The organism is Rothia sp. HMSC065C12 (assembly GCF_001812085.1).
Taxonomy (GTDB): Bacteria; Actinomycetota; Actinomycetes; order Actinomycetales; family Micrococcaceae; genus Rothia; species Rothia mucilaginosa.
Map to the genome: position 1 here is coordinate 332,905 of NZ_KV807678.1, position 10,629 is coordinate 343,533.

General features: G+C 61.4%; 8 protein-coding genes. 1 reads left to right on the forward strand and 7 read right to left on the reverse strand.

Going from position 1 to position 10,629, the window contains the following annotated elements; genetic code table 11:
- Positions 1–147: 147 nt before the first annotated feature.
- The 7 genes from pyrF to pyrR form a co-directional block, all read right to left on the reverse strand.
- On the reverse strand, positions 148–1,023 hold the full coding sequence (gene pyrF, locus HMPREF2836_RS05705) for an orotidine-5'-phosphate decarboxylase (RefSeq protein ID WP_070629801.1): 876 nt from the start codon (positions 1,021–1,023) through the stop codon (positions 148–150).
- Positions 1,023–4,343 carry a carbamoyl-phosphate synthase large subunit gene (gene carB, locus HMPREF2836_RS05710; protein ID WP_005508717.1) on the reverse strand — a complete coding sequence of 1,107 codons (3,321 nt, stop codon included), beginning with the start codon at positions 4,341–4,343 and terminating at the stop codon, positions 1,023–1,025. The genes pyrF and carB overlap by 1 nt, the downstream gene beginning before the upstream one ends.
- A complete protein-coding gene (gene carA / locus HMPREF2836_RS05715) occupies positions 4,344–5,531 on the reverse strand; it encodes a glutamine-hydrolyzing carbamoyl-phosphate synthase small subunit (RefSeq protein WP_070629802.1) in 1,188 nt (395 codons plus the stop codon).
- Positions 5,532–5,708: 177 nt separating this feature from the next.
- Positions 5,709–6,248: a PH-like domain-containing protein gene (locus tag HMPREF2836_RS05720; protein ID WP_005508722.1), complete on the reverse strand. Its 540-nt coding sequence runs from the start codon at positions 6,246–6,248 to the stop codon at positions 5,709–5,711.
- A 162-nt stretch (positions 6,249–6,410) separates the two neighbouring features.
- Complete coding sequence (locus tag HMPREF2836_RS05725; RefSeq protein ID WP_070629803.1) at positions 6,411–7,712, reverse strand: dihydroorotase; 1,302 nt, start codon at positions 7,710–7,712, stop codon at positions 6,411–6,413.
- A gap of 30 nt (positions 7,713–7,742) precedes the next feature.
- Complete coding sequence (locus tag HMPREF2836_RS05730; protein ID WP_070599991.1) at positions 7,743–8,744, reverse strand: aspartate carbamoyltransferase catalytic subunit; 1,002 nt, start codon at positions 8,742–8,744, stop codon at positions 7,743–7,745.
- A complete protein-coding gene (pyrR, locus tag HMPREF2836_RS05735; protein ID WP_246822833.1) occupies positions 8,741–9,409 on the reverse strand; it encodes a bifunctional pyr operon transcriptional regulator/uracil phosphoribosyltransferase PyrR in 669 nt (222 codons plus the stop codon). Before pyrR ends, HMPREF2836_RS05730 begins: the two co-directional genes overlap by 4 nt.
- A 323-nt stretch (positions 9,410–9,732) precedes the next feature.
- Between pyrR and HMPREF2836_RS05740 the strand changes: the two genes are divergently transcribed.
- Positions 9,733–10,455 carry a hypothetical protein gene (locus tag HMPREF2836_RS05740; protein WP_070543577.1) on the forward strand — a complete coding sequence of 241 codons (723 nt, stop codon included), beginning with the start codon at positions 9,733–9,735 and terminating at the stop codon, positions 10,453–10,455.
- Positions 10,456–10,629 lie beyond the last annotated feature (174 nt).

A 10,629-nucleotide genomic window follows, 5' to 3' on the forward strand; every position in this document is an offset into this window, starting at 1 on the left:
ACTCGCATCGGCGCGAGTGTGCGGCGGCAAAATTATGCATGCGGATGTACCCAAAAATTGCGATAAAACAGGCAAAAGGGGCGCGCACCCTGAGCAGACCCTCAACAGAATCCACCCGGAGCACACGCCCCTCACACAACACGCGAACTACGCGCCGCGAGCCGCCAACAGGTCATCACGAGCCGCCTGCGCAGCCTGAGCCAAACCCTCAACCGACGGGCCAGCAGCCAGCACGCCACGGCTGGAATTCACCAGCACCTGCGACTCCACACCCGCGAACACACGGTACAGGTCAGCGGCCGAGGCACCCTGAGCGCCGTAACCGGGCGACAGAATCGGGCCGTTGAAGGAACCCAGGTCAATACCCAGGTCAACCAGCGCCTGGCCGACGGTCGCACCGACCACCAGGCCGCACGGGCCCATCTGCTCCCACTGGCGGGAAGCATTCTCAGCGGTAGCCGCAGCGATAATACGCTTAGCCACAGCGCCCTCAGACTCACCGGAATGACCAGACTCCGACGCGCCCACGTGCTGAACGCTCTTACCCTCAGGGTTCGAGGTTAACGCCAACACGAACGTGCCGCGGTCATTCTCATCCGCCAAATCCAGCGCCGGACGCAGCGACTCAAAACCCAGATACGGGCTCAAAGTCACCGAATCGGTACCCAGCGGCGAAGACGAGCCGAGCCACGCATCCGCGTACGCCTTCATGGTCGAACCAATATCGCCGCGCTTAGCGTCAGCAACAATCAGCACACCATCAGCGGCAGCGCGGGCAAACAGCGCCTCCAGCACAGCAAGACCAGCCGAACCGTGACGCTCAAACAGCGCCACCTGAGGTTTCAACGCCGCCGCAAACGGGGCGCAACCCTCATAGACCGCTTCAGTAAAAGCAGCCAGGCCGGCAGCGGAATCCTCAAGACCCCACTGCTCCAGCAGGTTCGGATGCGGGTCAATACCCACACACAGCGGGCCGCGCTCCGCCATCGCCTTCGCCAGACGATCACCAAAAGCAGCGGACATTACGCCTCGCCACCCTCGGAACGAGCATCCACAGCGGCAGCCAGCTGAACGCCGTGCTCCTGCAGGCTCATGATGTCCCAGCTGTGCTCACGCAGAGCATTAATCGCCTGAACAGCCGCAGCGAACTCAGAAATGGTAGTCATGACCGGGCAGCCCACCGAAACCGCAGCGGCACGAATCTCGTAACCATCGCTACGAGCAGCACCACCGGCAGGGGTGTTCAGAATCAAGTCAATGTCACCGTTGCGGACCATGTCCACAATCGAGTGGTCGCCATTCGCCTCAGCGAACTTCGAAGCCACAATCACCGAGTTCAGGCCGTTACGGCGCAGAATCTCAGCGGTACCACCGGTCGAAACGATCTCAAAGCCCAGCGACTCCAGCATCTTCGCGTAAATAATGACGTTACGCTTATCGTGGTTAGCCACCGAAATGAACACCTTACCGGAGGTCGGCAGCGGCGAACCAGCACCAGCCTGAGCCTTCGCGAACGCGGTGTCATAGTGCTTATCCAGACCCATGACCTCACCGGTCGAACGCATCTCCGGGCTCAGCAGCGAATCCACCACAACACCCTCCGGGGTGCGGAAACGAGCGAACGGCAGAACCGCAGCCTTCACAGCAATCGCAGTCTCCTCAGGCAGGGATGCGCCATCCATGTTCGACGGCAGGTAGCCCTCAGCCTTCAGCTCCGCAATGCTCTTACCCAGACCAATCAGCACAGCAGCCTTAGCCATCTGCACGCCGGTAGCCTTCGACACGAACGGAACAGTACGAGACGCACGCGGGTTCGCTTCAATCACGTACAGGTTCTCAGACACGTACGCGAACTGAATGTTAATCAGGCCGCGCACACCGGTGCCGCGAGCAATCTTCTCGGTAGCGTCCTTCACCTTCGCGATGATGTCCGGGCCGAGAGTAATCGGAGGCAGAGTACAGGAGGAGTCACCCGAGTGAATACCGGCTTCCTCAATGTGCTCCATGACGCCGCCCAAGTACAGCTCCTCGCCGTCAAACAGGGCGTCAACGTCAATCTCGATAGCGTCCTCAAGGAACTTGTCAATCAGAGCAGGCTGCGAAGGCGAAACCTCGGTAGCGTTCTCCAGGTAGCGTGCCAGGTTCGCCTCGTCATAGACGATCTCCATGCCACGGCCGCCCAGCACGTACGAGGGGCGAACCAGAACCGGGTAACCAATCTCATCAGCGATGCGCTTAGCACCCTCGAAAGTGAACGCGGTACCGTTCTTGGGCGAAATCAGGCCGCCCTCCTCCAGCACGCGAGAGAACTCGCCGCGGTCCTCAGCCAGGTCAATAGCCTCGGGGGTGGTGCCCAGAATCGGCACGCCAGCATCCTTCAGGGCACGAGCCAGCTTCAGCGGAGTCTGACCGCCCAGCTGAACGAACACGCCCATCAGACCGCCGGTACGACGCTCCGACTCAACAATCTCAAGCACATCCTCAAGGGTGAGCGGCTCAAAGTACAGGCGAGTCGAAATATCGTAGTCAGTCGAAACAGTCTCAGGGTTGCAGTTAACCATGACAGTCTCGTAACCGAGCGAACGCAGCACCAGCGAAGCGTGCACACAGGAGTAGTCAAACTCAATACCCTGACCGATACGGTTCGGGCCCGAACCCAGAATCATAATCGAGGGCTTCTCGTGGTGCGCAACCTCATCCTCCAGGTCGTAGGAGGAGTAGTGGTACGGAGTGAACGCCTCAAACTCGGCAGCACAGGTGTCAACAGTCTTGAAGACCGGGCGGATACCCAGAGCGTGGCGAACACCGCGCACAACATCCTCAGAAGAGCCGATAATCTCAGCAATCTGAGCGTCCGAGAAACCGTGACGCTTAGCCAGCTTCAAGGTCTCCGGGTCAAGGTTGTCACGCTTAGCGTGAACCACGCCGGCAACCTCATTCAGCAGCACCAGCTGATCCAGGAACCACGGGTCAATCTTGGTCGCCTCGTGCAGCTGCTCCACGGTAGCGCCAGCCAGCAGAGCCTGCTGAACCTGGTAAATACGCTGAGTGGTCGCAACCTTAGTCTTCTCAATCAGCTCAGCCAGCTCAGCCTCAGACAGGGACAGCGGCTTGAACGAGAAGGACGCACCCTTCTGCTCCAGCGAACGCATCGCCTTCTGCAGAGCCTCAGTGAAGTTACGGCCCAGAGCCATAGCCTCGCCAACACTCTTCATGGTGGTGGTCAGGGTCGGGTCAGCAGCCGGGAACTTCTCAAACGCGAAGCGCGGAACCTTCACAACCACGTAATCGAGGGTCGGCTCGAAGGACGCCGGGGTCTTCTGGGTGATATCGTTCGGAATCTCATCCAGGGTGTAACCCAGAGACAGCTTGGTCGCAATCTTCGCAATCGGGAAGCCGGTAGCCTTCGACGCGAGCGCCGAAGAACGAGACACACGCGGGTTCATCTCAATGACGATGATGCGGCCGGTCTTCGGGTCGATCGCGAACTGGATGTTACAACCACCGGTGTCCACGCCAACCTCACGAATCACGTTGATCGCGATGTCGCGCAGCTTCTGGAACTCACGGTCGGTCAGGGTCAGTGCGGGTGCCACGGTGATGGAGTCACCGGTGTGCACGCCCACGGGGTCGAAGTTTTCGATGGAGCAGACGACCACGACGTTGTCGTTGGTGTCACGCATCATCTCCAGCTCGTATTCCTTCCAGCCGAGGATGGACTCCTCCAGCAGGACCTCGCTGGTCGGCGAGTACTGAATACCGGCGCCGGCAATACGGTAGAGGTCTTCCTCGTTGTACGCCATACCCGAGCCGAGACCACCCATGGTGAAGGAGGGGCGAACCACCATCGGGTAGCCCAGCTCCTTAGCGGCTTCCAGCGCCTCCGGCATGGAGTGAACAATCACCGAGCGTGCAGACTCGCCGCCGGCGCGCTCCACCACGCCCTTGAACGCTTCACGGTCCTCACCGAGGTTAATCGCCTCAATGTTCGCGCCGATCAGCTCAACATTGTACTTGGAGAGCACGCCGCGCTCATCCAGGGAGATAGCCGCGTTCAGCGCGGTCTGACCACCCAGGGTCGGCAGGATTGCGTCCGGCTTTTCCTTCTCGATGATCTTCTCAATCACCTCGGGGGTGATGGGTTCAATGTAGGTGGCGTCCGCGAACTCGGGGTCGGTCATGATGGTTGCCGGGTTCGAGTTCACGAGGATGACGCGCACGCCCTCCTCCTTCAGCACGCGCAGCGCCTGAGTGCCGGAGTAGTCAAATTCCGCTGCCTGACCGATGACGATGGGGCCGGAACCGATGACGAGGACGCTATTAAGGTCAGTACGACGAGGCATTTATGCTTCCTTTGCAGTCTTGGTTGCGACCATCAGGTCGATGAAACGGTCAAAGAGGTAGGCGGAATCGTGCGGGCCCGCGGCAGCCTCGGGGTGGTACTGCACGGAGAACGCGGGGATATCCTTACAGGTCAGGCCCTCAACCACGTTGTCGTTCAGACCCACGTGGGAGACCATGACCTGACCGAACTCGGCGTTCGGTGCGGTCACGTAGTCGCCAATCGGCGCGTCCACAGCGAAGCCGTGGTTATGCGCGGTGATTTCAACCTTGCCGGTGGTCTTGTCCATGACCGGCTGGTTGATGCCGCGGTGGCCGAAGGGCAGCTTGTAGGTGCCGAAGCCCAGGGCGCGGCCGAGCAGCTGGTTACCGAAGCAGATGCCGAAGAACGGGGTGCCCTTACGCAGCACGCCCTGCAGCAGCTCAACCTGCTCGTCAGCGGTTGCCGGGTCACCGGGGCCGTTGGAGAAGAACACGCCGTCGGGGTTGTGGGAGTAGATGTCCTCGAGGGTTGCGCTTGCGGGCAGCACGTGCACGCGCACGCCACGCTCAGCGAAACGCTGCGGGGTCATCGCCTTAATGCCCAGGTCCAGGGCGACGATGGTTGCGACCGGAGGTGCGAACCAGTTGAACTGGTGCGGCTCAACGGTGTAGGCGGTGTCAACCGAAACGGAGTCAGCGAGCTTACGGCCTGCCATCGGCTCGGAGGCGCGCACCTCCTCCAGCAGTTCAGCTTCGGGGCGTTCTGCGTGCTCACCGGAGAACACGCCCGCACGCATCGAACCGCTCGAACGCAGGCGGCGGGTCAGGGCGCGAGTGTCAATGCCCTGAATACCGACGATGCCCTGCTCGATGAGCTCTTCGTCGAGGGTGCGCTCAGAACGCCAGTTGGATGCCACGCGTGCTGCGTCGCGAACCACGTAGCCGGCAACCCAAATCTTGCGGGACTCAGCGTCGGTGGTGTTCACGCCGGTGTTGCCGATATGGGGAGCGGTCTGAACCACAATCTGACCCGCGTAGGAGGGGTCGGTCAGGGTTTCCTGGTAGCCGGTCATACCGGTCGAGAAAACCGCCTCGCCCAGGGACGCGCCGGTTGCGCCGTAGCCGTAGCCGCGGTAGACGGTGCCGTCCTCCAGGACGAGCAGCGCGCGGTCCGTACGCAGGGCGCCGGATCGTGTCATGTCAGTCATGCTCTTCTTCCTTTTCTCTGGTGTTCTCCCCCGCTTCCTGTACGGCCTCTACCGTGCAGGTTCCGGGGTAGTCTATGGTGCCTTCGGCGGGTGTTCGCCTGACCTCAGGCAAAATCTTGGGTGTGGGTGCGCCGGGATACTGCACCGCGATATTGCGCTGGGATATTGCGCCGGGATTTAGGCTTCCGGTTCTGCCGCCCACTTCTCGGGTGCATCCACCGCGTTCGGGGCGATGCGGCGCAGCTCTCGCAGTACCGCCTGCTTGTCCTCGGCGTAGCGGGTGCGGAAGCCGGTCTGCACGCGGTGACCGTCCAGGGTCCAACCAATCACGACCAGGCCGTTCTTCTCCACAACCTTACCCGCCATACCGCGGTCGGTGGTGATGACTGCGAGCTTCTTCGCCGGAATCCACAGGTCCTTCGCGCCGTTACGGGTGAAGATGATGCTGTCCGGGTAAATCAGCAGGGTGGACTTGCTCTTGAAGCCGAGCGAATCGAAACCCACGCGGTCCAGCCAGTTACCGAAAATCGTGGTGCTGACGTACTCGCCCTCGAAAGCGGCGTCAGCGGTCATACCCTCGTAGCGTTCGGGAACTTCCTTGAGGGAGCCGAACATGTTCGCCTGGCGTGCCAGGCGCGAGCGCCATCCGTGCCACATGCCGTAGATGCACAGGGCAACCAGTGCGATGCAGATGACGGCGGTCAGGAACTTTCCCACGAAGGTTCTCTCTTTCGGTTGGGGTCTCGGTCGATGATCTCGGCCTGGGTTGGTGGGGTTGGGGGCGGTACTCCCGGCGCGGTTGAACCTCCCGGCGAGGCGGTGGCAGGCGCGAACCTACCACCGCCAGGCACGGTCACCACGTACGTTCGCCTCGCGGGTTTAGCGGCGCGGGGTTGCCAGCTCGCCGTTCAGCACGGTCGGGTGGCCAGCGTAGAAGGTTGCACGGATCGAGCCGGGCACCTCCATGTCGCGGTAGGGGTTGTTCTTACCCTTGGTTGCCTGCTCCTCCGGCTTGATGACGCGGGTTGCCTTCGGGTCGACCAGCACAATGTTTGCCGGTTCTCCTTCGGCAAGCGGGCGGCCCTGCTCGTGGTCCAGGCGACCGATCTTCGCGGGCTGCTCGGAGAGGATACGTGCCACGTCGCGCCAGGTAATCATGCCGGTGTCGACCAGGGTCATCTGAATGATAGACAGTGCCTGCTCCAGGCCGGTCATACCGTTCGCGGCGCACGCCCACTCGCATTCCTTGGTCTCTGCCGGGTGCGGTGCGTGGTCGGTACCAATCACGTCGATGATGCCGTCAGCAACAGCCTGACGCAGCGCCATGACGTCCTCTTCGGTGCGCAGCGGCGGGTTCACCTTGAAGATCGGGTCGTAGGTGCGTGCGGTCTCGTCGGTGAGCAGCAGGTGGTGCGGGGTTGCCTCCGCGGTCACCTTCACGCCGCGGGACTTAGCCCAGCGCACAACCTCAATGGAGCCCTTGGTGGACAGGTGGCAGATGTGCAGCTTGGAGTCCAGGTGCTCAGCCAGCAGCACGTCGCGGGCGATAATTGCCTCTTCAGCGACGGCGGGCCAGCCGGCCAGGCCCAGGTCAGCGGACACCTTACCTTCGTTCATCTGGGCGCCTTCGGTCAGGCGCGGCTCCTGCGCGTGCTGCGCAATAACGCCGTCGAAGGTCTTGACGTATTCGAGGGCGCGGCGCATCACGGCGGGGTCGTACACGCACATGCCGTCGTCAGAGAACACGCGCACGTTCGCGGTGGAGTTCGCCATGCCGCCAATGTCGGAGAGGCGCTCGCCCTTCAGGCCCAGGGTTACTGCGCCGATGGGCTGCACGCGGCACCATGCGGATTCCTTGCCGAGGCGGTCAACCTGCTCAACGACTGCAGCGGTGTCTGCCACGGGCATGGAGTTTGCCATGGCGAACACTGCGGTGTAGCCGCCCAGGGCTGCTGCGCGGGTGCCGGTCTCGACGGTTTCGGATGCCTCGTAGCCGGGCTGACGCAGGTGGGTGTGGATGTCGACCAGGCCGGGCAGCGCCACCTGGCCTGCCGCCTCGACGACCTGTGCATCCGCGGCGTCAATGTTCTCTGCGATGCGGCTAATCACGCCGTCCTCGATGAGGATGTCGGCGACCTTTTCGCCGTAGAGGCTTGCGCCCTTGATCAGGTACTTGCTCATGGTGTTGGTTCCTCTCGTTAGGAAGGTCGTTTAGGATTCGTCGCCGGCGTAGAGCTTGGCGCTGGAGCCGTCGGTCAGAAGCAGGTAGAGCACCGCCATGCGCAGCGCCACGCCGTTGCTGACCTGGCGCAGGACCCAGGAGTTGGTGGCGTCGGCGGCTTCGGTGCAGATTTCCAGGCCGCGGTTCATGGGGCCCGGGTGCAGGATCGCGACCGGCTGCGGCTGTGCCTGCAGGGTTGCGAAGCGTTCGGCGGTCAGGCCCCACAGCTCGGTGTACTCCTCTGCGGAGGGGAAGTACGCGGCGTTCATGCGTTCCTTCTGGATGCGCAGCAGCATGACGGCGTCGGGGTTGGTGGCGATGGCTTCGTCAAAGTCGTGGAAGATTTCCACGCCGGCTTCTTCAACCCAGGAGGCGGTGTTCAGCGGCAGCAGGGTCGGCGGTGCGACGAAGACGACCTGCGCGCCGAGGGTGGTTAGCAGCCAGAGGTTGGAGCGTGCCACGCGCGAGTGCAGGATGTCGCCGACGATGAGAACACGCATGCCGGACAGGTCGGTGCCACGGGGGCTGTCGAGGCCGTCGCGTTCTGCCTTGTACTGGCGCAGGGATACGGCGTCGAGCAGTGCCTGGGTGGGGTGTGCGTGGGTGCCGTCGCCCGCGTTGAGTACGGGGATGTCGGTCCAGCCTGCCTCGGCGAGGCGCTGCGGCGCGCCGGATGCCGAGTGGCGGATCACGAACGCGTCTGCGGCAATCGCCTTGAGGGTCTGCGCGGTGTCCTTGAGCGACTCGCCCTTAGACACGGAGGAGCCAGATGCGGAGAAGTTGGTGACGGCGGCGCCCAGGCGCTTCTCTGCGGCTTCGAAGGAGAGGCGGGTTCGGGTGGAGTCCTCGAAGAAGAGGTTGACGACGGTCTTGCCGTTGAGCACGTTGAGGGTGCGGTTTTCGGCTTTGACCTGCGCCATGTAGTCGGCGACGTCAAGGATTTCGATGGCTTCTTCGCGGGTTAGTTCGCGGGTGTCGAGCAGATGCTTCATGAGAGCCCTCCCAGCTGGATAATGTCAACTCGGTCTGTTGCGTTGTCGGTTTCAGTTAGTACGACGCGCACGGTTTCGCTGGCGCTGGTGGGCAGGTTTTTGCCCACGTGGTCGGCGCGGATGGGTAGTTGCCGGTGTCCGCGGTCTACGAGGACTGCCAGGCGTACGAGGGCGGGTCGTCCGTGGGCGTTGAGTGCGTCGAGGGCGGCGCGTACGGTGCGGCCGGAGTAGAGGACGTCGTCAACGAGGACTACGGTTTTGCCTTCAATGCCGATGGTGGGCATGATGCTTTCCCCTGCGGTGTCTGGGGAGGTGGTGCCGCCGGTTCGCTGGTCGTCGCGGTAGGCGGTGATGTCCAGGGCGCCGATTCGTGTTTCTGCGGTGAAGTTCGGCTCGATGGCTTGGATGCGGGCTGCGAGTCGTACGGCGAGGGGCACGCCGCGGGAGCGGATGCCGATGAGTACGAGGTTTTCTACGCCTTTATTGGTTTCAATAATTTCGTAGGCGATGCGGGTGAGGGCGCGGCGGATTTCGTCCTCGCTGAGGATGGTGCGGCCGACGGTGGTCGCGTCCTCCAAGGTGCTTTGAGGGGTTGCCAAATGGGGGGCTGCGGTTAGATTTCGCCCCTGATTCGCGCCGGATGTGGGTACAGTTGACCCAGGCATAGCCGTCTCCTTCCCCGCCTCACGGGACGGATTTAAAGGTTTTGTGCTTCTAGTAGGGTACCACAGTTCACAGGCTACGTTCAGGTTCGGCGAGAGACCGCTCACGGTGGGAGGGACACAGCGATGAGGCACGTACCGTGTCCCTTATCTGCGCTGCAACAAGCAGGCTCTCAACAAAATGAACAAATAATACGCTGGAGTGTGTGCTCCGTGGATATATGTTAGGGTAATGGCATCAACCGATAACATTCCGCTGAATTCCACACGTTGCTGTATGGATAATTCTGCGGTTTACACAACCACACACCAGAAAAGAACTAACAATGATGTTTAACCGTAGTTCTATTGCCGCGCTTTCTGCGGCAATGATGCTCACCCTGTCCGCTTGTTCCGGTGGTGCGCAGGTCAGCGCAGAATCGAGCGCTTCCACCTCCGCGAGCGCTGAGTCGGCAAGCGCGGAAGCTTCTGCAACTCCCACTCCTTCGCCCACTCCGACGGGTTATGAGCCCGTGCTGATTCGTGCGAACGTTGATCTGGATAACCCGTCGAAGGAAGCAGCAGATGCGACCCTCAAGGCTGCATACGATGCGTTGGAACAGTACCGACGTGTTTGGAATGCATGGATGCATGGGAGCCTGGAGCACACGAGTGATGAAGAGCTGCTCCGATACGTGGATAAATCCTTCCTGGAAGACACAAAGGAGGAAGTGGAGAATATTCAAAAGTTCACAGAAGAAAACCACGGTCCTATCAAGGGCGAAATTGCCTTCAATAACATCGATCCAGTCACCTATGGAACCATGCACGACGATGGTTCTGTCTCATACAACACCGGCGCAACCATCACGTTCTGTGAAGACTGGAGTAACGTTCGCTCTGCTGAGGGTAAGAAATTTAAGGACCCTCAACTAACGCGACGGGTCTTTGTTCTTCGCCGTTCTGAAGATAATGCGTTTGTTGTTGTCAAATCTGAGACCCTTCATTACGGTTGCGGAGACGAAGCAGACGCTACGAGCGAGGCGACCGCATCCGCTCAAAGCGAGTAGTGATACTAAACGAGGCGCATACCGGACACGCAGGGCGGGGGCTCCGTCCTCAAGGCGCTCAGCGCCGCAGAGGGGGCACTCCCCCGCCCGCGTTGTCCGGTGTGCTTCCAACAGTCACCATTTCCATAGCCGTCTTTATCGGCACAACCACACACCAGAAAAGAACTAACAATG